This is a genomic window from Sphingomonas koreensis (genome assembly GCF_002797435.1).
GTDB lineage: Bacteria > Pseudomonadota > Alphaproteobacteria > Sphingomonadales > Sphingomonadaceae > Sphingomonas > Sphingomonas koreensis.
Window position 1 is genome coordinate 3,195,449 of the sequence record NZ_PGEN01000001.1, and the last position, 22,693, is coordinate 3,218,141.

Sequence of the window (22,693 nt, forward strand, 5' to 3'; positions counted from 1 at the left end):
GGCGGAGCGGGGCGATGACGCACACTGCCGGACTGCTGCGCAGCCGCAGGGTGCGGCGCCTGATCGCGGCCCCGCGGGCACGCGCGCTCCGCAGCCGGGCGGCGCGCCCGGTTTCGCGCCCGGCGACAATTGCCGCCTTTGGGCGCGAAGCCCGACCCTGCGCCGCTGATCCGGCCGCGCCGCACGAGAGCCCATCCTTTGTCCGGGTCGGCGGCGGGCGCCGACGGTGAAGCGGGCGCCGCTCGCGCGGCGGCGTTGCTTGTAGCCTCTCCCGGTGGCGCGGGAGTGGGCGGCGCGCCCTGCTAGGCCCGCTCGCGTCCCCGGCAAGCCGGGCTGACGCCCGGCTCCTCCACTGATGTTCCGGTCCCTTCGGGATGCCTGGTCCGCTCGAGGCGGGCCTCTCCGGTCGCTCCTGCCGCCCACCCCCGCTTCCGGGGGAGGCCATTGGGTTTTTGGGCGGGGTTGGAGGCTGACCCATGTATTCCATCATCACCGGCACCGCTGGGGCGGGGATGCGGCCATGAAGCTGCTGACCTCCGCTTTGCGCACGGCCTTGCAGGTCAATGCCGCCGCGCACGCCGAACGTTCGGGACAGGGAAACGAGCGCGCGCACGATCCCGTGCCGGTCGTCAAATTCTTCAATCCCATGGGGCCAGCGACTTGGCTCGCGACCGAACTCGACGCTGATGGCGACACGCTGTTCGGGCTCGCCGATCTCGGATTCGGCTGCCCCGAACTCGGCTATTTCAGCCTGTCCGAGATCGCCGCGCTGCGCCTGCCCTTCGGGCTTGGCATCGAACGCGACATCGGCTTTGCGACCACCGCGCCGCTGTCGGTCTGGGCCGAAGCCGCGCGCGGTGCCGGCTCGATCCTCGCCGCGCAAGCCGTGGTCCGCGCCATCGAGGCGGCGGCGCGTTCGGCCCGGCCATCGCCCCATGGGGACGGTGCGGCAAGTGCACCCGATCCCGATCCGCTTCCGCCCGGCAACCCGCTGGACGGCTGACGCGCGGCGCGTTCCCGCCGCAGCCCAGCCGGTCCCGTCCATCGTGGAAGGAGCGACGGGACCGGTGCTCTTGAAGGAGCACACCCATGAGACTCGATTTCATCCCGCTCGACAAGCTCACCGTCAGCAAGACCAATATGCGCTACGGCAAGCGCCCGCCCGATGTCGCCGACATCCTGCCGACCATCCGCAAGCGCGGCGTCATCGTCCCGCTGGTGGTGCGCCCCAATTGCGTGCCCCCCAAGGAACCGGACGGCGGCTATGAGATCGTCGCGGGCGCGCGGCGCTTCACGGCGGCGGGCATCGCCGCCGCCGAACGCCGCGCAGAGGGCGCGGAGGGCGAGGCCCAGGACGACATGCTGCCCTGCGCGATCCTCGACAGCGGCGACGATGCCGACGCCATCGAACTCTCGCTGATCGAGAATGTCGCCCGCCTCGACCCCGACGAGGTGACGCAGTGGGCGACCTTCACCCGGCTGGTGAAGGAAGGGCGCAGCCCCGACGACATCGCCGCGACCTTCGGCCTGCCCGACCTCGCGGTGAGGCGCATCCTCGCGCTCGGCAATTTGCTGCCGCGCATCCGCACGCTCTATGCCGATGACAGGATCGACCGCGCCACGATCCGCCACCTGACCATGGCGAGCAAGCGCCAGCAGCGCGACTGGCTGGCGCTTCTCGACGATCCCGAACAGCGCGCACCGACCGGCGCGCAGCTCAAGGCATGGCTGCTCGGCGGGCAGACCATTCCGGCGAGCCTTGCCCTGTTCGATGTCGAGGCAAGCGGCCTCGTCACCGTCGCCGACCTGTTCGGCGCGGATCGCTGTTTCGCCGATGCGGCGGCGTTCTGGAACGCGCAGGATGCGGCGATCTCCGCCCGCCGCGAGGCCTATCTCGCCGAGGGCTGGGGCGAGGTCGCGATCGTGCCCAAGAGCGAGCATTTCGCCAGCTGGGACTATGAGAAGCGGCCCAAGCGCAAGGGCGGGCGCGTCTATATCGACGTCCGCGCGACCGGCGAGGTCGCCTTCCACGAAGGCTATGTCACGCGGCGCGAGGCGGCGCGCGTACCGAAAGCCGATGCCACCCCGGCCGAGAAGCCCAAGCGGCCCGAACTGACCACGGCGCAGCAGACCTATCTCGACCTGCACCGCTTCGCCGCCGTCCGCGCCGCGCTGGCCGGCCATCCCGGCGTGGCATTGCGGCTGATGGTCGCGCACCTCGTCGCCGGGTCGTCGCTCTGGAATGTGCGCCGCCAAGCCTTGGCGTGCCGCGACGAGGCCACACAGGAAAGCGTCGAGACGTGCCGGGGCGAGACCCTGTTCGACGAGCGCCGCCGCGCCGTTCTCGCGTTGCTCGGCATGGACCCCGAACGTGAGACGGTGACCCGCAGCAGCGCCGACGACCGGCGGCTGGTCGGCATCTTCCTGCGCCTGCTCGACCTGCCCGACGCGGCCTTGGGCGACGTGATCGCCGTTGCGATGGGCGAGACGCTCGCGGCGGGCGATGCGGCGGTCGAGGCGGTCGGGCTGACCCTCGGCCTCGACATGGCCGACTGGTGGCAGCCGGACGCCGCGTTCTTCGATCTGCTCCGCGACAAGGAAGTGCTCGGCGCGATGGTCGCCGAGGTCGCGGGTGAACGGATCGCCGCCGCCAATGCCAAGGAGAAGGGCAAGACCCTGATACGGATCGTGACGGACCATCTCGACGGCATCGACGGACGTACCAAGGTCGAGCACTGGGTACCGCGCTGGATGGCGTTCCCGCCCGCCGCTTATACTGCGCGCGGTGGCGTCGGCACGGTCAGGGCCAGCTTCAGGGTCGGCGCCGCCAAGGCCGATATGGAGGCCAGCTTGGAGCCGGATCGCGATCCCGATCCGACCGCGCCGGGCGCGCAGGCGCTCGCCCCGGACCCCGACCGGCGCGGGGACGCGGCGGCGGTGAACGATACCGACGCGGTACCCGAACCGCTCGCCGCCTGAACCGGAAGGGACGCGCGGGACACAGCTCCCGCGCGTTTCCGGCGGGCTGGCTATCGGTTGCGGACCGTGAAATCCGGCCGCGCGCCCGCGCCTCGCCCTGATGGGCTCGGCGCGGGCGCGCGGATTTTTGCGGATGGTGCGAGCGGAGGGCATCCCCGCTAGAACAAGCGGATGGATAGTGGGGAATCGGGGGCAAAGATCGACAACCAGACCTGGTTGATCGATGCGGGGCACGACATCATCGAGAAGAAGCGCGCACAGGGCCGTGAGGCGCTGACGCCGCGCGAGCGCCTGATCCATTGCTTCTGGATCGCGGACTACAGCATGCGCAATGCTGGCGATCTTGCCACGGCGCGTGATCTCGATTTCGATTATCGCACTGATGGGGCGCGGGCAGCAGCGGCGCTCGACCTGCCCGTGGCCGCGTCCCTGTTCGCGTTGAGCGAGGGCGAGCTTGAACGTCGGTTCTTCGATCTGTTCGACGCAGTCTGCGCGGAATTGCGCACGCGCTGAATTTCTGGGGCCGCCGTCGCGCTCCTGCCCGCCAGCGCAGCGCTGGGCGGGTGCCTGATTGCGGAATCCCGTCGAGAATGTTTGCGCGCGGATCGCGCAACCGGGCCGCGCGAAGCCAATTTCGCGAGTGATCTCCAAAGGCGGCACAGATCTGCTTGCAAGGATCCCGCACCGTCCACGGCTCCTTGGGCGCATGACCTGGAACGGCCGCCGGCCTCCCGAAACCATCGCCCGCCGGCTTATTTCCCCGCCCGCTGGCGCGGGCTCCTCGCGGTCGCTGCGCTCTCAAATAAGCCTTTGGCTCCGGTCCTCCGCTGGCGCTTCGGCCTGCCGGTTCGGGTGTCCGGCTGGCCGTCCCTGAGGTCCGCCCATCGCCCGGAACGGTTCGGGCGAGCATCTCAAGGAGACCTGCAATGGCTGCCATCGGCTATGTCACCCGCGAAGGAAACGGCTTCAAGGGCGAGCTTCGGACCCTCTCGATCCGCACCGGCATCACCATCGTTCCGAACAGCCGCAAGACCAAGGACACCCAGCCCGACTATGTCGTCATGGCGGGCGGGGTCGAACTCGGTGCCGGCTGGAACCGTCGTGGCGAGATGTCCGGCAACGACTATGTCTCGCTGAGCCTTGCCGCCCCGGAGTTCGGGCCGCGCCGGCTCTACGCCAATCTCGGCCGCGCCGCTGGCCAGGACGATGACGATTCCTTCGCCATCATCTGGAACCCGGCCGACTGAGCCGTTCCGATCCGCGCCCCGACCGGGCGCGGATCGCTTGACCGGCACGGGGGTCGAAAACGCATATGCCCGTTTTCGACCCTGCCGGGCGCGGCGTTCGAGGTTCAGTTGGGTGTCCGGGCGGCGCGATCCGGCAGCCGCCCTATAGCGGATCCCGACTCATGACCGACCCCACCGACCCCGACGACACTGCCGTCCGCGCGCAGAAGGCGCGCGAAACCTGCCCCTTCCTCACCACCAAGCAGACCGCCTTCCATCTCGGGCTCGCGCCCAGCACCTTGAAGGGTATGCGCGCGGAAGGACGCGGGCCGGTCTGCCGCCTCCATGGTCGCGCCTGGTACTACCATATCGACGATATCGAGGCCTGGTCGAAGGCCCGGCGCAAAGGCGGCGACCATGATTGAGCGCCGCGATCTTCCGCTGTTCGCCTGGGGCGAAGCGCTCCGTGCCGCCAAATGGCGCCGCCGGATCCTGGTGCGCCGCACGACCCTCGTCGCGCTCGGATGTGCCTGTCTCGCCGCGACCATCGTCGCGCCGCCGCTGCCGCGATTGCTGTGGAACGCCAGCGCCAGCGCGCCGGTCGGCCTCTATCGCGTTGCGCCCGGCCACGGCGTCGTCCGCGGTGATATGGTGATCGCGCGGACCCCGCTGCCCGTACGCGCGCTGGCGGCGAGCCGGCATTATGTCCCGGCGAACGTCCCGCTGGTGAAGCGCGTGGCCGGCGTGCCGGGCGACCTGGTCTGTGCGATCGGACCCGAGATCCTCGTCAATGGCAGCGTGCTCGCGACGCGGCGCGCCAGCGACCGGCTCGGACGGCCGCTGCCCTGGTGGACCGGCTGCCGGATCCTCCGCAACGGCGCGCTGTTGCTGCTGATGTCGGACACGCCGGACTCGTTTGACGGGCGCTATTTCGGACCCACTGACGCCGCGGACGTGATCGGCAAGGCAACGATCTTGTGGACTTGGTCGGGAGGTTCCAATGGTGGTTAGGCGCTGTTGGCCGATCGGCAGAGGGGCGTGGATGGCGCTGGCCGCATGGCTCGCGCTGGCCTGCCCGGCGGCGGCGCAGACCGTCGCGGATTGGCGCCCGCTTACAACTGAGGCGGCGCAACGGTTCGGCTTGCCAGTCGCCTGGATCGAACGGGTGATGCAGGCGGAAAGCGGCGGCCGGACGATGCTCCAGGGGCGGCCGATCGTCAGCCGCGCCGGCGCGATGGGGCTGATGCAGTTGATGCCGGGCACCTGGGCCGAGATGCGGGCTGCGCTTGGTCTCGGCAGCGATCCATTCGATCCGCGCGACAATATCCTCGCCGGCACCGCCTATTTGCGGCGCATGTATGACCGATTCGGTTATCCGGGCATGTTCGCCGCCTATAATGCCGGACCCGGGCGCTACGCTGCCTATTTGGCGGGCCGCCAGCCGCTGCCGGGCGAGACGATCGCCTATCTGGCGACGGTGGGCGGCGATCGTCAAAGCCCGCCTGCGGCGACCATCGAACCGCGCAAGCCCACCCTCTTTGTCGTGCTGAACGTCAGGGCGGATCCAGCAGCGGCTGCTCCGGCGCCAGCCGGGGAGCTGTTCGTAACTCTGCGTCGGGACCGCGTGGTCCCCTGATCCGTCCTGCTGTCACCGTCGCGCCCAGCTCCGCTCGACGACCCGCTCTGCTGGAACGGGTCGTCGAGGTCGATGGCGATGAGATTACTTCTTGAGCAGGATCAGGCCGCGCGGCGCCGAGGCGGCGGCAGGTCGCGCAGCGGCAGATAGAGCAACTTGAAATAGTCTTCGGCAAGCTGGCGCGCGGTGTCCGGCAGCAGCTTCTTGATCGAGCCGGTGAACGCGCTGGCATAGAATAGAGGCTTGCCGGGCGCGCCGCGGGCGCGTTCCTGAAACAGACGAAACATGACACGGACCAGCTCGGTGCTTTTCGGCCGGCTGACATGATCGTCGCAATCGGAATCGATCGTGATGCAGTCCCATGCGAGCTCGGCATATTGCCGCGCCATCTTGACCATCATCATTGGCCGGTTGTGTGCCTGACAGACATAATAGTGACGATCGTTCGCGGCGCGATCGCCTTTTCTGAACCAGGTATAGGGTGTCTCGTCGAGGACATCCTCGCGCATCGCGGCCGGGAAAGCGCCGACCGCGATGTTGGGATAGCCGAGTGTCTCGAGCCGCCCGGCGAACAGCCCGGCGTCGGCGTCGGCGAGCGCGGGCGGCTTGCAGGTCTCGGCGGCGATGGCCGCGCGTAGCGCAGCGTTGGTGCCGAAGCCGAGGCTGAATGCCAGCGCTTCGGTGAGATGTCCCGAACGAATTTCAGGCAGGGACATGCGCAGCGCCGCCTTGGCAGCGTCGATATTGGCTTGAGTCAGGATGAATAAAGGCATGACGAACCGTCCTCATGTGAAGGCCGCTTATCGCCGATTACAAGACGGCCCGAGGGTCCGGCTGTCGAACGCTTGTCGCTCTGCTCTGCTTGGACCCGGCGACAGGTCAGGTGAGAGGAACCGGCTTCACATCATAATCGGGTCTGCGGGGCGGGCAAGACGATCGAGCGCCAAGCTTGTGGATAAGGAGGCTCGTCTCGGATCGTCCCAGCATGGCGGCTGCCAGCGCGCCTGTGCAAGGCCGGCGGCCCCTCCAATTTTGCTGCGACAATGAGCGTGCTGCGCACGCGCGTTTGTTCGTAGCCGCGCAACAAAATCGGTTCCTCCGCCGCCGCTGCGCGGTGCCTGCGCTACGCTCCGGCAGCCCTGACAGGCACGCCGGCAACCGCCGTCGAGAGGCTGTCTTCGAAGCGGAAGACGTCAAGCGACAGGAGGTTCTCATGACCATGTTTCAACCGATTTCGCAGTGTTCGCATCGCGTGATGGCGACGCTCGTGGCAGGGCTCGAACTGGAATTCGGGCGCGGCGCCGCGGAAGCGCTGGCGGCACGGTTTATCGCGGCGGAGGAGTGCGATTTCATCTGGGATGCACGGGTCGAAGAGCGCTGGCTGGGTGCCTATGAAGCGCTTGAGGAGGAGGGGTTCGAGTTCGACCGGGTTGCCGTGATCGGGGCTCTGGATGGCCACTGGTTCGCTGCGATCTGCATCATCGATGGCGATGGAAACCCGCATGGGATGATCGCGCGGCGCAGCTTCTCAGGCGCGCGGGCAGCGCGAAAGGCGTTCGAGACACTGCATTGATCGAAGCGAAGATGCGGCCGGGATGCGGTGTCGGACAGGCATCGCATCCCGGCTTCTTTTGTCCTCGGCGAGGGTGGATAGCGAGCCACCAGGACACCGATGGACGGCCCGAGCTGAAGGGCCGCGTAAGGCAAGATAAAGCTGTGGCACCGGTGGTGCCGCAAGTGATTGTCTGCACATCGTTTTTCAGGGATTTCTGTGGCACTGCCCGACGCGCGCCAGTGCCGTTCTGGCCGGAATCGACGGATTTCCGCGGCGTTCGATGGCACCGGTTTTCATGCGCGCAGAGGCGGGCCATGCTGTCTCGATACCTATGGCGGAATGCCTCTCATGGCCGACGAAAACGAGTTCGAACCGCGGCTTGGCCGGATGCGCAGCACCGGCGGCAAGCGGGTCCGGAAATATCTTGGTCGCGTGCTCGCAGCCGCCAATCTCGCGCGGGGCGGCGCTGCGGGCTTCGGCGTCAAGCGCGCCGGCTTCTCGGGTGCCAGGATCGGCCGTGGCGCCGGGATCGGTCGCGTGCTTGCCGGTCGCGGCAGTCGCAGCGCCTATGGCGCGCGTCGCGTCATCATCAAGGCGAGCATCGTCAAGCTCGCCGGCAAGGGGTCTGGAGCCGCGGTCGCGCACCTGCGCTATCTCCAGCGCGACGGCACCACGCGCGATGGTCAGCCGGGGCGGCTCTACGGGCCTGACGATGATGTAGTCGATGGTAAGGGATTCCGGGAGCGCTGGGCTGGCGACCGCCACCAGTTCCGCTTCATCGTTTCGGCTGAGGATGGCGCGCAATATGAGGATCTCAAGCCTCTGACCCGGCGGCTGATGGCGCGGGTCGAGGAAGATCTCGGGACCAAGCTCGACTGGGTTGCTATCGACCATTTCAACACCGGCCACCCGCACACCCATATCGTCGTGCGCGGCAGGGACCAGTTCGGCGCCGATCTCATCATCGCGCGGGACTATCTGACAAGCGGCATGCGCGAGCGGGCGTGCGAGCTGGTTGATCTCGATCTCGGGCCGCGCTCGGCGCGTGAAATCGAAGCCAGCCTGCGCGCCGAGGTCGAGCAGGAACGGCTAACCTCGCTCGACCGGTCGTTGCTGCGCGATGCGCAGGCCGGGGTCGTGTCGACCGCCCGGGGCGACGCGTTCGATCAGGCGCTCCGCGCCGGGCGGCTCGCCAAGCTGAGGCGGCTTGGCCTGGCTGAGCCGGTTGGTGGGACGAGCTGGCGTCTCGCGCCCGGACTGGACGACACGCTTCGGCGCCTGGCCGAGCGCGGCGACATCGTTCGCACGATGCAGCGCGAGTTCACGCGCCGCGGAATGGACCGAGCAAGCGCTGACCAGGCGATCTATGATCCGTCAGCGCCACACGCGCGTCCGCTGGTGGGTCGTCTCATTGGCCGAGGCCTCGCCGACGAGCATGCCGATCATCACTATCTGATCGTCGATGGGATTGACGGGCGCAGCCATTACGTGGCGATCGGCAAGGGCGCGGGCCTCGATATCGTGCCCGAGGGCGCGGTGGTTCGGATCGACCCGCAGCGCGCGGATGCGCGTGCGGTCGACCGCACCGTTGCCGCCGTCGCTGCGGCCAATGCCGGACGCTACGATATCGACGCGCATCTCCGCCACGATCCGAGCGCGACCCAGGCGTTCGCCGAAACGCATATCCGCCGGCTCGAGGCGATACGGCGGCTAAGCGGAAATGTGACTCGTGAACCCTCCGGACAATGGATCGTCGCCGAGGACCATCTCGAGCGCGCCGCGGCGCATGAGGCGAGGCTGCTGCGGGACCGGCCTGTGGCGGTCGAGATCCTGTCCTCGCAGCCATTGTCCCGACTGGTAGTGGCGGATGCCGCAACCTGGCTCGATCGAAGCCTGGTCGCGGCGGAACCCTTGGCGCTGCGCGAAACGGGATTCGGCTCCGAGGTTCGCGACGCGCAGGATCGCCGCCGGCAATGGCTGATCGCGCAGGGTCTGGCCGAGCAAGCGGAAGGCGCAACGGGCTATCGTCCCGACCTTCTCTCGACCTTGCAGCGGCGCGAGCTCCTGCGGGTTGCTGGACAGCTGTCGGAGGAGCTCGACCTATCGTTTGCCGATCCCGCGCCGGGTGCGCGGATTGAGGGCATCGTGCGGCGCCGGATTGACTTGGTCAGCGGGCGGTTTGCGCTGATCGAGAAGTCGCGTGAATTCACGCTGGTGCCTTGGCGGCCAGTGTTGGAGCGGCAGGTCGGAAAGCCGGTGTCGGGGATGATGCGCGGTGACGGTGTCAGCTGGTCGTTCGGGCGGGCGCGACAGGGGCCGGTGATCGACTGAGTTGCCAGTGGCATCGAAAACGCGGATCGACTGCTGCGGAGGCTGGAAAGTAGCAAAAGCTAGTAGGGGACATTCCCTTCTGTCCGCTTCGCGCCCTTTAATCGGACGAGTAGGAGTTTTTGCGTACTCCCAAAAGCTGCCGGTAGAGTTTTGACGGTTTGCAGAACGCCATCGCAGGCCGATAATGATCGTCTCGCGCCTTTTTCCTCCCCATCGAGTCGGGGATAAATAAGCAGCGAGTGAAACGATGAAGGGCATGGCGCCGGGGGGCTGCTTTGAAGATTTACGCCGTATCGATCGAGAATTTCCGGGGCATTAGTTCTGCGAATCTGGTGCTGCCCGACCATGCCGTGCTCATCGGCGACAACAACACGGGCAAATCCTCGGTCTTGGAAGCAATAGATCTTGCGCTCGGGCCGGATAGACTGAGTCGTCGCCCTCCAGTCGATGAGCATGATTTTTTTGAGGGCAAATATCTTCCCGTGGCCGCAGCCTCCGCGGAGGGGGGTGCCGTGCCCGATGCGTCTGGAGAGGCACCCGTCGCCGAAGCCCCGAAGATCACCGTCGAAGTCACCATAGTCGGCCTGTCGGAAGAGCAGGAGGCTAGGTTCGGCGGCAATATCGAGTGGCTCAATGTCGAAACCGGCGATTTCTTCACCGAGGCCAACCCGGCGGGTGTTGATGCAGCGAACATCAAGGCGGCGCTGCGCGTCACCTTCATCGGCGGCTACGATTCCGATGAGGACGATTTTGTCGGCAACACCTTCTATTCGCGCAGCCTGACGGAGGGAGATAAGCCCGAACCGTTCTCCAAGAAGGACAAACAGCATTGCGGCTTCTTGTTCCTGCGCTCTCTGCGCACCGGCTCGCGCGCGCTGAGCCTGGAGCATGGCAGCCTGCTCGACATCATCCTGCGGCTGAAGGAAATTCGGCCGCAGATGTGGGAGGGCACGATCGGCACGCTTGCTGCCTTCGACGTGGCAAGTGATCCCGCGCTGGGCATTTCCGGCGTGCTCGACAGCATCGACAAGTCGTTGAAGAAATATGTACCGCGCGAATGGGGTGTGAAGCCGCACCTCAAGGTGTCGAATCTCACGCGTGAGCATCTGCGCAAGGTCGTGACTGCCTTCATTGCCACCGGCGATGGCGATCACGCCGCGCCCTTCTATCGCCAGGGCACCGGCACGATAAACATGTTGGTGTTGGCTATGCTGTCGCAGATCGCTGAGGACAAGCAGAACGTTATCTTCGCCATGGAAGAGGTCGAGACTGCGATCCCTCCCTATGCCCAGAAGCGGATCGTGCATGAGCTGCGAAAGTTGGCCGCGCAGTCGATCGTCACATCGCACTCGCCCTATGTCCTGGAAGAATTCAAGCTCGACGAGACCGTGATCCTGTCGCGGGCCAATGACGGTGTGCTCACTCAAGCGCAGATAGCGTTACCCGACAGCGTAAAGCACAAGCGCTATCGGCAGGAGTTTCGCACGCGTTTCTGCGAAGGCCTCCTGTCCCGTCGCGTGCTGATCGCCGAAGGCGCCACCGAGGCCAGCGCCTTTCCGGTGGCCGCGCGGCGGCTGTCGGAGCTAAATCCCGCCACCTATGCCTCGCTTGAGGCGCTCGGCATCTGCATCATCGATGCGGGCACCGAGTCCCAGATCGCCGATCTCGCCGGGCTGTATAAGGGTCTCGGCAAGCGGACGTTCGGGCTTTGCGACAAGCAGACCGATCCGGCGAAGGCGGCAATCGAAGCCCAGGTCGAGCGGCTGTTCATGCACGAGGAAAAGGGGATCGAAGATCTCATCCTCAAGAATACGACCCAGGATGCGCTTGAACGGTTCTCCGACGCGCTCGACTGGCCGCCGCATATCCTTGCGAAACATGCGAATCCGAAGGCCAATGTGATCGCGGCGCTGAAAGAGTATTTCGGCTGGGCAAAGGGCAACTGGGGCATCGCCGATTTCCTCGGCCAGTGCTCCGAGGCCGAAATCCCGTCCTGGATCCGCGATGCCTGCATAATGCTGAAGGCGATCTGTGATCCACCGGCCGCGCCGCCTGCGGCGCCGATCCCGCCTGTGCCGCCAGCTCCCCCGGCAGGGAACAGCGGGCAAGTCGCTGCCCCCGCACCGGGCGTTTAGAGGGCGCGATGGTCGATCTGACGTCGGCGCAAAAGGATGTTCTGACTGCCGAGGGGCATCAGCTCGTCGTGGGCGGTCCTGGCTCGGGCAAGACCACCGTGTCGATCTTGAAGGCAGCGAAGATCGCGCGGGAGAAACTGAGGCCGGGGCAGCGCATCCTTTTTCTCAGCTTTGCGCGTGCGACCGTCTCGCGCGTGTTCGAGGCGATCGATGAAGAACAGTCGGTCACAAAGGAGGAAAAGAAGCGGATCGAAGTCGATACCTATCACTCCTTCTTCTGGAGAATCCTCAAGGCGCACGGCTATTTGGTCGGATTTCCGCGGCGGATGACGATCCTGACGCCGCCGAACGAGGCGATCGCGCTGTCGGCGATCCGCAGCAGCTTCAAGGCGCCGTCCAAGTTGTCGGACGAGGAGAAGGCGCAGAAGGCCGCTCTGGAAGTGGCCGAGCGCATGCGGTTGGCGACTGAGGAGGGCAAGGTCTGTTTCGACCTGTTCGCGGAGCGGGTGGCCATCTTGCTGCACGGTTCGACCAAGGTCCGCAAGCTTGTGTCGACCATGTACCCGTTCATCATCCTCGACGAGTTCCAGGACACTAGCGCCGAGCAATGGCGCGCGGTCGAGGCGATTGGCAAGAGCAGCACGCTAATCGCGCTGGCCGATCCTGAACAGCGAATCTTCGATTTTATCGGTGCCGATCCGGAGCGGCTGAACCACTTCAAGCAGGCGTTCAAGCCGTCCGAGCACGACCTGGCCGGGGACAATCACCGGAGCAAAGGCACCGATATCGCGATCTTCGGCAATCACCTCCTCACGGGCAAGTTTCGCGACGAGCCCTATCAGGGCGTCGAATATGAGGGGTTCGCGTCGAACCCTAACCAAGCCTATGCGTCGCTCGTCACGCAGGTTCTTCAGGCGCGGCAACGGCTCCTCGCGCTGGGTCGCCGGGACTGGTCGCTTGCGATCCTGGTTCCGACCAAGCGTATGACGCGTCTCGTGTCTGACAATCTGCGCGCGCCATTCGGAAATGTGCCGCCAATTGCGCATACAGCGGCGGTGGATATGGAAGGCCCGATCCTCGCCGCCGAGGTGATCGCCTTCCTCCTGCAACAGCGCAGTCACAGCGGTTGTTTGGATGAATTTGTCGACGTGCTCTGTAGCTTCTTCGACGGACGCGGCGGGGCAGCGCCGACGAAGGGCCATCTGGCCGACGCCGCGCGTTTTAGGTCGGCACTGGAAAAGTGGAATGGATGCCTCGCCAAGGGCAAGGCACCGCCAGGTAACAGTGTCCTCCAGGCCACGTTCGCGGTTCACCAGGCTGCGACGGCCATCGCCTTGACCGGACAGCCCGATGCCGATTGGGCTGCGGTTCGAGCCGTCCTTGAAGCTGGCGCCTGCACGCGGCTTGTTGAGGTGGCGCAGGAAGCCCGCAATGTCCGCCTGCTCGAACGCGGCACACAGCTGCGTCAAAGCCTCTCACAGGATTGGCGCGAAACCGGCGGCTATAAGAACGCCCTCCCAATTACGCGGCAGTCCTTCGTCCAGGAGCACTTCGCGACGGCACACAAACCCGAATCCGGCATCGTCGTGATGAACATGCACAAGGCCAAAGGGAAGCAGTTCGACGAAGTCATCATCTTCGAAGGCTGGCCGAAGCGGTTCAAAGGCGAAATTGTGGGCAACCCTGATCGTATCGTTGGCGGCAATGTGAACTCAGGCGCGATGACTCAGGCCCGCCAGAATTTTCGCGTCAGCGTGACCCGCGCCAAGATGCGTACGACGATCATGTCCCCTAAAGATGACGTCTGCGTATTGCTGATCCCCGTCGAATAGCCTGACTAGCGCGCTGCAATGCGTCGGGGACCTCGGCTAGGTCAGCCCCGGCATCCTAACCGCGGTGGCTGAGCCGGCGCCAAGGGGGCACGCAACGCTTCATCGATCTCCCCAAGGCAACTGCTCACGCCAAGTCCATGTCAGCATGTTTGGCGACACGGCTAACGCGCTCTCGTCCCCGAAAGCCGCCAGACGACTCACAGCCAGTAGTCGCCATCGCGTTCGCGCAAACCTACCTGGGGTGTCCGGCGGCCCCGGAAGTTGAGAAACGCGCTTGAGACGCGCGCCCATGAGGGCCATCCGACGCCGCCGAACGGGCTCTTCCTATCGTTCAAACGATTGCGGTGCCAACCCGCGCTTGCCATTCCGCCCGCGCTCGCCGAAGATTCCCTTGATGAAGAACGACGTGGATCATCTGCCTGAGGTGCAAAGGGGCGAGCTGGAGCGTGTCCAGGGCGTCCTGATGGAGGAGTTCGAAGAGGCGATCGGCAGGGCTACAACGCCGAGCCGTAAGAACGGCAAGATCCTCAAGATCATCCTGTTCGGATCCTATGCGCGTTCCGATTGGGTCGACGAACCCGAGAACGGCTATCAATCCGATTTCGACCTGCTGGTGATCGTCAACCACGACGACCTGACCGACATCGCCCATTACTGGTACATCGCAGAGGATCGCATCCTGCGCGACGCGGCGATCGCGCGGCCGGTCAACATCATTGTGCATTCGCTCGACGAGGTGAACCAGTCGCTCAAGCGCGGCGAGTATTTCTGGGTCGACATCGCGCGGGACGGGATCGTCCTCTACGAGCTGCCCTGCCATCCGCTGGCGACGCCGATGCCGCTCACCCAAGCCGACGCCTACCAGATGGCGAAGACGTACTTCGAGGAGTGGCTGAAGAAGATCGACAGCTCTCTCAAGGGCGCGCAGTTCTACATCGGAGAGCAGGAATGGAAGGACGCAGCCTTCACCCTGCATCAGGCAACTGAGCGCGCTTACGTCTGCTTCCTACTGGTGCGGACCCTCTATTTCCCACGCTCGCACAATATCAAGTTCCTACGCTCGCTCGCTGAGGGCAACGAGCCCCGGCTGATCGAGGCTTGGCCCCGCGATACCCGCATCGATCGTCGGCGCTTCCAGTTGCTCAAGCGCGGCTATGTCGAAGCCCGCTATTCCAGCGCCTATGAGATTACGATCGAGGAGCTGAACGCGATTCTGGCGTGCGTGCGAGCGCTGCGCGACATCATCGAGCGGGTCTCGCGTGAGAGGTTGGAGCAGCTGCGCGCCACGGCTGGGTCGTAGAACTCCATCAAGATCAATGCCCTGACTTGAAACGGCGCCGTGCACCACCGACATCCCTCCTATCGTTCAACAACGGAAAGGAGGTGGTCAGATGTCTCATTGTCGCACGCCGCGCGCGGCAGAATCTCTGAGCATGACCTCCACCGCGGGGGTCCGGCTCGGCTGAGCTGTCCGCGTTCGGATGACAATGGAAAGGCCGTCCCGAGAGGGGCGGCCTTTCGCGTTTGATCAGTCGAATGCTTCCGGCCATATGTCGAATGACTGCATCGTCATCTCAGCCCTAGCTGGCCGCACAGCGCCGCTGGGCACCATGTAATTTCGAGCGCCGTTGGAAGAGTCATTGCCCGTCGGGATTTCCCCCGGCGGGAGCCTCTTCGTGACCCCCACCAAGCTGCTGATCGGACAAATCCTTATCGTCTTCGGACTTGTGATCGCGGGCCTGTGGGCGGCGACGCAATGGGCGGCGGCGATGCTGGCCTATCAGCCCGAGCTGGGCCGGCCCTGGCTGATCGTCGGTGATGTCCCGGTCTACCGGCCCTGGGCGCTGTTTTCGTGGTGGTATCATTACGACGCCTATGCGCCGCACGTCTTCGACAAGGCGGGCATGCTCGCTGGCGCCTCCGGCTTCCTCGGCTGTGGCGCGGCGATAGCCGGGTCGCTGTGGCGCGCCCGCCAGCGCAGCAACGTCACCACTTATGGCTCCGCGCGCTGGGCAAAGCCCGGCGAGATCGAGCGCGCGGGGCTGTACCGCGACCGCGGCGTGCTGCTCGGTCGGCTCGGCGGCCAGTATCTGCGTCACGACGGCCCCGAGCACGTCATGGCGTTCGCGCCGACCCGGTCTGGCAAAGGCGTCGGCCTGGTCGTGCCGACTCTGCTGTCCTGGACCGGCTCGACGGTGGTCCACGACATCAAGGGCGAGAATTGGACGCTGACCGCCGGCTGGCGGTCGCGCTTCTCGCATTGTCTGCTGTTCAACCCCACCGACCCGCGCTCGGCGCGCTACAATCCGCTGCTCGAGGTCCGCCGCGGCGCCGACGAAGTGCGCGACGTCCAGAACATCGCCGACATCCTGGTCGATCCTGAGGGGGCGCTCGAGCGGCGAAACCACTGGGAAAAAACGAGCCATGCGCTGCTGGTCGGGGCGATCCTCCATATCCTCTATGCCGAGGAGGAGAAGACGCTCGCCCGCGTCGCGACTTTCCTGTCCGATCCGCAGCGCAGCTTCGTCGCGACGCTTCGGCGGATGATGTCGACCAACCATCTCGGCACTCCTGAGACGCCGCGCGTCCATCCGGTCATCGCCTCGGCCGCGCGCGAACTGCTCAACAAGAGCGAGAATGAGCGCTCGGGCGTGTTGTCGACCGCGATGTCGTTCCTCGGCATCTACCGTGACCCGACCGTTGCCGAGGTCACTTCACGCTGCGACTGGCGAATCGCCGACCTGATCGATGGCGAGCGGCCGGTCTCGCTGTACCTGGTCATTCCGCCCTCGGACATCAGCCGCACCAAGCCACTCGTCCGCCTCGTGCTCAACCAGATCGGCCGCCGTCTGACCGAGCGGCTCGAGCAGCGGGACGCTACGACGCGCCGGCACCAGCTGCTGATGATGCTCGACGAGTTCCCGGCGCTGGGCCGGCTCGACTTCTTCGAGACGAGTCTCGCCTTCATGGCCGGCTACGGCATCCGCGCCTTCCTGATCGCCCAGAGCCTCAACCAGATCGAAAAGGCCTATGGCGAGCACAATTCGATCCTCGACAATTGCCATGTCCGCGTCGCCTTCGCGACCAACGACGAGCGCACCGCCAAGCGTATTTCCGACGCGCTCGGTACCGCCACCGAGCAGCGCGCGATGCGCAATTATGCCGGCCATCGGCTCGCACCCTGGCTCGCGCATGTCATGGTCAGCCGCCAGGAAACCGCCCGTGCCCTGCTGACGCCCGGCGAGGTCATGCAGCTGCCGGCGACCGATGAGCTGGTGTTGCTCTCCGGGCTCGCGCCGGTCCGCGCGACCAAACTGCGCTATTTCGAGGACCGTAATTTCAGCGGTCGGGTGCAGCCGGCACCGGTTCTCGCCGATGGTGTCTATGGCGACCGCCCCCGCCAGCGATCGAACGACTGGGGCCGGTTCGCGCGGTTCCCCGACGCGCGGCTCGAGCTCGCCGCGGATCTGACCGATGCCGGAGATGATGGCGGCATGCAGCAACAGCGGCATCCCGGCCTCGCCCAGGAGGGCACGGCCCATTCTGTCGAGGCGGACCAGGCCGTGCAGGTCGCGCCGGACGACGACGACAATGTTGCCGCGGACAAGCGCGCGATGGAGCAGGCGCAGGGGCTGACCCCGGCGGCGCGCGCCTATGGCATCAACGAGGGCGCGCATCGCGACCTCATTCCGGGGCTCTGACGATGAAGGTCCGCCAGAACCTCTATATTGATCGCGAGCTCAGCGAAGCGCTCGAAGCACTCGCCGCCAGTCCCGGCGCGAACAAGTCTCGGCTGGTCAACGACGCATTGGCGAGCTGGCTCGCGCGGCACGGTTCAAAGGAGGTCGATGACCTGCTCAAGGTCCGGCTCGACCGCATGTCGCGCGAGATCGGTTTGGTCCGCCGCGACATCGACGTGGTGCTTGAGAGCCTTGCGCTGTTCGTGCGCTACCAGCTGCTGGTCACGGCGCCCTTGCCCGAGGCCGACAGCGCGGCGCTCGCGATCGGGCTCGAGCGGTTCGAGAAATTTGTCGGCCAGGTCGGACGCCAACTTGCCAGCGGCAGGCGCACCCTCGGCCCCACCGAGCCATTGGAGAAGGGGTCGTGAGCGGCGCGGCCGATACCGTGTCGGAAGGCCGGCGCCGCGCGATGCTGCGCACTGCGATGGGGCCAGCTATCGCCGCAGCCCTCGCCGACCCGCTCGTACTCGAGGTGATGATAAACCCGGATGGCGCGCTGCGGCTCGATCGGCTGGGCGAAGGGCGGACCGATACCGGCATCCGCTTCGAGCCGGCCCAGGTCGAGCGCATTATTCGGCTCGTCGCCAGCCACGCCCGTATTGAGGTGCATGCTGCGTCGCCGATCGTCTCGGCCGAGCTGCCGCCGCATGGCGAAGGCGCTGGCGAGCGGTTCGAAGGCGTGCTGCCCCCGGTCAGCCTCGCGCCCTGCTTCTCGATCCGCAAGCCGGCGATTCGCATCTACACGCTGCTCGACTATGTCGCTGACGAGATCATGTCGGCCGAGATGGCGCGCCTGCTGTCGCTGGCTGTGGTCGAACGCCGCAACATCCTCGTCGCCGGCGGCACCAGTTCGGGCAAGACGACGCTGGCCAACGCGCTGCTCGGCGAAATGGCGCATCTAGACGAGCGGGTGATCCTGATCGAGGACACGCGCGAGTTGCAGTCGCCTGCGCCCGATACCGTCGCGCTGCGCACCCGCGCCGGCCATGTCACCATGGCTGATCTGGTCCGCTCGACGCTGCGCCTGCGGCCCGACCGCATCATCGTCGGCGAGGTACGCGGCGGCGAGGCGCTCGATATGCTCAAGGCTTGGAACACCGGCCACCCCGGCGGAATCGCTACCGTCCATGCCAATAGCGCAGCCTCCGCGCTGCTGCGCATCGAGCAACTGATCCAGGAAGCCGTGGTCACCGTGCCCCGCCGGTTGATCGCCGATGCGATCGATCTGGTCGTGTTCATCGCCGGGCGGGGTTCGGCTCGCCGGGTGGACACGCTCGCACGCGTCGCCGGCCTCGATCCTGACGGCGACTACGCTCTTTTCGACCACCCCCTCGATTTCGCCCGCGCACCTCAAGGAGATTGACCATGCGCCTGTCCGTATCTTGCCGCCCTCCGCTCCCCTTAGCTGCGCTTGCCTTCGGGCTGGCGATCGCCGTTTCCGCGCCGGCCCTCGCGAGTGGCTCCGGCATGCCCTGGGAGCAGCCGCTCCAGCAGGTGCTCGAATCGGTCCAGGGGCCGGTCGCCAAGATCATCGCGGTGATGGTGATCATCACCACCGGCCTGACACTCGCGTTCGGCGAGACCTCGGGCGGCTTTCGCCGGCTCATCCAGATCGTGTTCGGCCTGTCGATCGCGTTCGCCGCCTCCTCCTTCTTCCTGAGCTTCTTCAGCTTCGGCGGCGGGGCGCTGGTCTGATGTCGACTCGCGTCGGCCATCACATCGAAGGGTTTGAGGCAGCGATCCATGGCAGCCTCGGGCAGCCCATCCTGCTCGGCGGCGCGCCGCGCGGGCTGGCGATCGTCAACGGCACGATCGCCGCAGCGATCGGGCTGGGCCTCCAGCAATGGCTGGTCGGGCTGGCCCTCTGGGCGGTCGGGCACAGCGTCGCGGTGTTCGCAGCGCGCCGCGACCCGGACTTCGCGCCGGTCCTGCTCCGCCATCTCCGCCAGAGGAGCTATCTCGCATGCTGAGCTTGCGCGAATATCGCCAGTGCGCCGACCGGCTCGCCGATCATCTCCCTTGGGCAGCGCTCGTCGCACCGGGCGTAGTGCTCAACAAGGACGGCAGCTTTCAGCGCACGCTTCGCTTCCGCGGGCCGGATCTGGAAAGCGCGACCGAGGCCGAACTGGTCGGCGCCTGCGCCCGCGCCAACAATGTGCTCAAGCGGTTCGGATCGGGCTGGGCCCTGTTCTTCGAGGCCGAGCGTGTCGAGGCGCTCGCCTATCCGGCGAGCGCCTTTCCCGATGCCGCTTCCTGGCTGGTCGACGAGGAGCGCCGCGCCACCTTCGAAGCAGAGGGCGCGCATTATGAAAGCCACTATCACCTGACGCTCACCTTCCTGCCGCCGGCCGATGCGAGCGATGCTGCCGGCCGGTCGCTGGTCGAGCGCAACGAAGAGGTCGATGGTCGCGACTGGCGCATGGCGCTGGCCGGCTTCATCGCGGAGACCGACCGTGTGCTCGATCTCTTCGCGGGCTTCATGCCTGAGGTACGCGGGCTCTCCTCCGAGGAGACGCTTGCATATCTTCATGCCTGCATTTCGACCCGCTGCCAGCCGGTCGCGGTGCCCGAGACGCCGATGTATCTCGACGGGCTGCTCGCCGATACGCCACTGGTCGGTGGGCTGGAGCCGAAGCTCGGCGACCGGCATCTGCGTACCATCACCGTGCTCGGCTTCCCCAATATGAGCCGTCCGGGAATCCTCGACGCGCTGAACGCCTCGGACTTTGGCTATCGCTGGGTCACCCGCTTCATCGCGCTCGACAAGACCGACGCGACCAAGGCGCTGACCAGGATCCGGCGCCAATGGTTCAACAAGCGCAAGTCGATCACCGCGATGCTGCGCGAGGTGATGTACAATCAGCCGGCGCAGCTGCTCGATAGCGACGCTGACAACAAGGTTGTCGACGCCGACCAGGCTTTGCAGGCGCTCGGCGCAGATTATGTCGCGTTCGGCTATCTGACCGTCACGATCACCGTCTCGGACGTGGACCGTATGCGCGCCGACGAGAAGGTCCGCGCGGTCGAGCGGATCGTCAACGGCCTCGGCTTCACCTGCGTGCGCGAGGGCGTCAACGCGGTTGAGGCATGGCTGTCCTCACTGCCCGGCCACACCTATGCCAATGTCCGGCAGCCGCTGGTCCATACCCTCAATCTCGCCCATCTGATGCCGCTCTCGGCGATCTGGGCGGGGCCGGTCACCAATGCCCATCTCGGCGGGCCGCCGCTACTGGTCGCTCAGACCGCGGGCACGACGCCGTTCCGCTTATCGACCCATGTCGGGGATGTCGGCCATATGCTGGTGGTGGGGCCGACCGGCGCGGGCAAGTCGGTGCTGTTGGCGCTGATCGCGCTGCAGTTCCGGCGCTATCCGAGTGCCCAGCTCTACATCTTCGACAAGGGCTTTTCCGCACGCGCCGCGGTGCTCGCTATGGGCGGCGCGCATCACGCGCTCGGCTTGGGAAGCGGCGCAGGGAAGGACGGAGGAAGTGGGCTCGCCTTTCAGCCGCTGCGGAAGATCGACGATACCGATGAGCGTAGCTGGGCGGCGGAATGGATTGCAGCGCTGCTCGCGCACGAGAAGGTCCTCGTCACCCCGGAGGTCAAGGAAGCGGTCTGGTCGGCGCTGGGCTCGCTCGCCTCAGCACCGGTCGAGGAGCGGACGCTGACGGGGTTTACGCTGCTGCTCCAGTCGAATGCACTGCGGACCGCGCTGACCGCCTATACGCTCGATGGCCCTTATGGCCGGCTGCTCGATGCTGCCGAACAGGCGCTGGCGCTCTCCGATATCCAATGCTTCGAGACCGAGGCGCTGATGGCCCAGTCGGGTGTGGTCGCACCGGTCCTGACCTATCTGTTCCACCGGCTTGAGGAGCGCTTCGACGGTCGTCCGACGCTGCTGATCCTCGACGAGGCCTGGATCTTCCTCGACCATCCGCTGTTCGCCGCGCGCATCCGCGAATGGCTGAAGACGCTGCGCAAGAAGAACGTCGCGGTGCTGTTCGCGACGCAGAGCCTGGCCGATATCGCCGACAGCAGCATCGCGCCCGCGATCATCGAGAGCTGCCCGCAGCGCATCCTGCTTCCCAACGACCGGGCGATCGAGCCGCAGAGCCAGGCCGCTTATCAGCGCTTCGGACTCAATGCGCGGCAGATCGAGCTCGTCGCGCGGGCTACGCCCAAGCGGCATTACTATCTCCAGTCCGCCCGCGGAAATCGCCTGTTCGAGCTCGGCCTGGGACCGATCGCGCTCACCCTCTGCGGCGCCTCTGATCCGGACAGCCAGCAGCAGATCGATGCGCTGCTCACCGAACGTGGCGCAAGCGCCTTCGCCGCCGAATTCCTCGCCTCGCGCGACCTCGCATGGGCCGCCGCGCTGCTCGGCGACTTCATTCCCCCGGTTCGCTGACCCTCTAACCGAAAGGAGAACACCCATGTCCCAGCGAAACCTCCGCCGACACTTCTCGAAGTATCTCGTCGCCACAGCGCTCGCGCTCGGCAGCGCCGGTTCGCTCGGCATGGCGCTACATGCGCCGCCGGCGCGGGCGCAGATCACCGTGTTCGATCCGTCGAACTATTCGCAGAACCTGCTCACTGCGGCGCGAACGCTCCAGCAAATCAACAACCAGATTCAATCGCTCCAGAACCAGGCAACGATGCTGACGAACCAGGCGAAGAATCTGAGCCGGATCGACTTCCCCGAACTCCAGGCGCTGACCCGGACACTACAGCAGATCGACCGGCTGATGGGCCAGGCGCAAGAGATCGGCTTTCGGGTCGATAATGTCGACAGCGAGTTCCGGCGGCTGTTTCCGCAGAGCTTCGACCAGGCGCTGACCACCAACGATCTTGTCGTCGGTGCCCGGACTCGCCTCGACACCTCGGTCGCCGCGTTCAATCGGACGATGCAGGTGCAGGCGCAGGTTGTCGGCAATGTCGCTGCCGATGCACAGGCGCTCGCCGCGATCGTGGCGAAGAGCCAGGGCGCCGAGGGCGGACTCCAGGCGCAACAGGCGACCAACCAGTTGCTGGCGCTCACCGCCAAGCAGCAGTTCCAGATCCAGAACATGATGGCGGCGCAGTACCGTGTCGAGACGCTCGAAGCGTCGCGCCGCGCTCAGGCCCAGGCCGAGGCGCAGGCCGCCACTCGAAAGTTCCTCGGCAACGGCACGGCCTACCACCCTCGCTAGGGGCCTCCCGTCCGAGCGTGACGGCGGGCGCTGCCCTCGGTTCGCCGTCACCCCGCGGGGCGCGTCTCCG

At 66.1% G+C, this 22,693-nt stretch carries 20 protein-coding genes; 19 read left to right on the forward strand and 1 reads right to left on the reverse strand.

Features of this window, described 5'->3' with window-relative positions; all coding sequences use genetic code 11:
- Nucleotides 1–520 precede the first annotated feature (520 nt).
- The 7 genes from BDW16_RS15100 (at nucleotide 521) to BDW16_RS15130 (ending at nucleotide 5,841) form a co-directional block, all read left to right on the forward strand.
- Nucleotides 521–1,003 carry a DUF2958 domain-containing protein gene (locus BDW16_RS15100; RefSeq protein ID WP_066573247.1) on the forward strand — a complete coding sequence of 161 codons (483 nt, stop codon included), beginning with the start codon at nucleotides 521–523 and terminating at the stop codon, nucleotides 1,001–1,003.
- Between the two features lie 86 nt (nucleotides 1,004–1,089).
- On the forward strand, nucleotides 1,090–2,979 hold the full coding sequence (locus tag BDW16_RS15105; protein WP_075152902.1) for a ParB/RepB/Spo0J family partition protein: 1,890 nt from the start codon (nucleotides 1,090–1,092) through the stop codon (nucleotides 2,977–2,979).
- A 171-nt stretch (nucleotides 2,980–3,150) separates the two neighbouring features.
- Nucleotides 3,151–3,492, forward strand: coding sequence for a hypothetical protein (locus tag BDW16_RS15110; RefSeq protein ID WP_066573250.1), 342 nt, complete (start codon nucleotides 3,151–3,153; stop codon nucleotides 3,490–3,492).
- 413 nt (nucleotides 3,493–3,905) lie between these two features.
- Nucleotides 3,906–4,226, forward strand: coding sequence for a DUF736 domain-containing protein (locus BDW16_RS15115; protein ID WP_066573253.1), 321 nt, complete (start codon nucleotides 3,906–3,908; stop codon nucleotides 4,224–4,226).
- Between the two features lie 161 nt (nucleotides 4,227–4,387).
- On the forward strand, nucleotides 4,388–4,630 hold the full coding sequence (locus BDW16_RS15120; RefSeq protein WP_066573256.1) for a helix-turn-helix transcriptional regulator: 243 nt from the start codon (nucleotides 4,388–4,390) through the stop codon (nucleotides 4,628–4,630).
- On the forward strand, nucleotides 4,623–5,216 hold the full coding sequence (locus BDW16_RS15125; protein ID WP_066573259.1) for a S26 family signal peptidase: 594 nt from the start codon (nucleotides 4,623–4,625) through the stop codon (nucleotides 5,214–5,216). Before BDW16_RS15120 ends, BDW16_RS15125 begins: the two co-directional genes overlap by 8 nt.
- Before the next feature lie 31 nt (nucleotides 5,217–5,247).
- The gene (locus BDW16_RS15130; protein WP_066573262.1) at nucleotides 5,248–5,841 is read left to right on the forward strand and encodes a lytic transglycosylase domain-containing protein; all 594 of its coding nucleotides are present in this window, start codon (nucleotides 5,248–5,250) and stop codon (nucleotides 5,839–5,841) included.
- 101 nt (nucleotides 5,842–5,942) lie between these two features.
- On the opposite strand, the gene BDW16_RS15135 is transcribed toward BDW16_RS15130, so the two are convergent.
- Nucleotides 5,943–6,614, reverse strand: coding sequence for a hypothetical protein (locus BDW16_RS15135; RefSeq protein ID WP_066573264.1), 672 nt, complete (start codon nucleotides 6,612–6,614; stop codon nucleotides 5,943–5,945).
- A 212-nt stretch (nucleotides 6,615–6,826) separates the two neighbouring features.
- On the opposite strand from BDW16_RS15135, the gene BDW16_RS21700 reads away from it, so the two are divergent.
- The 12 genes from BDW16_RS21700 to trbJ all read left to right on the forward strand — a co-directional run bounded on the left by BDW16_RS21700 (nucleotide 6,827) and on the right by trbJ (nucleotide 22,623).
- Nucleotides 6,827–7,414 (forward strand): hypothetical protein, encoded by a 588-nt coding sequence (locus BDW16_RS21700; RefSeq protein ID WP_241230478.1) that lies wholly within the window; start codon nucleotides 6,827–6,829, stop codon nucleotides 7,412–7,414.
- A 330-nt stretch (nucleotides 7,415–7,744) separates the two neighbouring features.
- On the forward strand, nucleotides 7,745–9,727 hold the full coding sequence (rlxS, locus tag BDW16_RS15145; protein WP_066573271.1) for a relaxase/mobilization nuclease RlxS: 1,983 nt from the start codon (nucleotides 7,745–7,747) through the stop codon (nucleotides 9,725–9,727).
- 275 nt (nucleotides 9,728–10,002) lie between these two features.
- Nucleotides 10,003–11,862 carry an ATP-dependent nuclease gene (locus BDW16_RS15150; RefSeq protein WP_066573273.1) on the forward strand — a complete coding sequence of 620 codons (1,860 nt, stop codon included), beginning with the start codon at nucleotides 10,003–10,005 and terminating at the stop codon, nucleotides 11,860–11,862.
- A gap of 8 nt (nucleotides 11,863–11,870) precedes the next feature.
- Nucleotides 11,871–13,694: a UvrD-helicase domain-containing protein gene (locus BDW16_RS15155; RefSeq protein WP_066573275.1), complete on the forward strand. Its 1,824-nt coding sequence runs from the start codon at nucleotides 11,871–11,873 to the stop codon at nucleotides 13,692–13,694.
- Between the two features lie 394 nt (nucleotides 13,695–14,088).
- Nucleotides 14,089–14,994: a HEPN domain-containing protein gene (locus BDW16_RS15160; RefSeq protein WP_066573281.1), complete on the forward strand. Its 906-nt coding sequence runs from the start codon at nucleotides 14,089–14,091 to the stop codon at nucleotides 14,992–14,994.
- Nucleotides 14,995–15,370: 376 nt separating this feature from the next.
- On the forward strand, nucleotides 15,371–17,395 hold the full coding sequence (locus BDW16_RS15165; RefSeq protein ID WP_066573283.1) for a conjugal transfer protein TraG: 2,025 nt from the start codon (nucleotides 15,371–15,373) through the stop codon (nucleotides 17,393–17,395).
- 2 nt (nucleotides 17,396–17,397) lie between these two features.
- Complete coding sequence (locus tag BDW16_RS15170; RefSeq protein ID WP_066573285.1) at nucleotides 17,398–17,802, forward strand: CopG family transcriptional regulator; 405 nt, start codon at nucleotides 17,398–17,400, stop codon at nucleotides 17,800–17,802.
- 41 nt (nucleotides 17,803–17,843) lie between these two features.
- Nucleotides 17,844–18,797 carry a P-type conjugative transfer ATPase TrbB gene (gene trbB, locus BDW16_RS15175; protein WP_066573926.1) on the forward strand — a complete coding sequence of 318 codons (954 nt, stop codon included), beginning with the start codon at nucleotides 17,844–17,846 and terminating at the stop codon, nucleotides 18,795–18,797.
- Between the two features lie 2 nt (nucleotides 18,798–18,799).
- On the forward strand, nucleotides 18,800–19,129 hold the full coding sequence (locus BDW16_RS15180) for a TrbC/VirB2 family type IV secretion system protein (RefSeq protein ID WP_075152901.1): 330 nt from the start codon (nucleotides 18,800–18,802) through the stop codon (nucleotides 19,127–19,129).
- Nucleotides 19,129–19,404: a VirB3 family type IV secretion system protein gene (locus BDW16_RS15185; RefSeq protein ID WP_066573287.1), complete on the forward strand. Its 276-nt coding sequence runs from the start codon at nucleotides 19,129–19,131 to the stop codon at nucleotides 19,402–19,404. Before BDW16_RS15180 ends, BDW16_RS15185 begins: the two co-directional genes overlap by 1 nt.
- Nucleotides 19,398–21,842: a conjugal transfer protein TrbE gene (gene trbE, locus BDW16_RS15190; protein ID WP_066573290.1), complete on the forward strand. Its 2,445-nt coding sequence runs from the start codon at nucleotides 19,398–19,400 to the stop codon at nucleotides 21,840–21,842. The genes BDW16_RS15185 and trbE overlap by 7 nt, the downstream gene beginning before the upstream one ends.
- Nucleotides 21,843–21,867: 25 nt before the next feature.
- Entirely contained in the window at nucleotides 21,868–22,623 is a 756-nt protein-coding gene (gene trbJ, locus BDW16_RS15195) for a P-type conjugative transfer protein TrbJ (protein ID WP_066573292.1), read from the forward strand.
- Nucleotides 22,624–22,693: the final 70 nt, after the last annotated feature.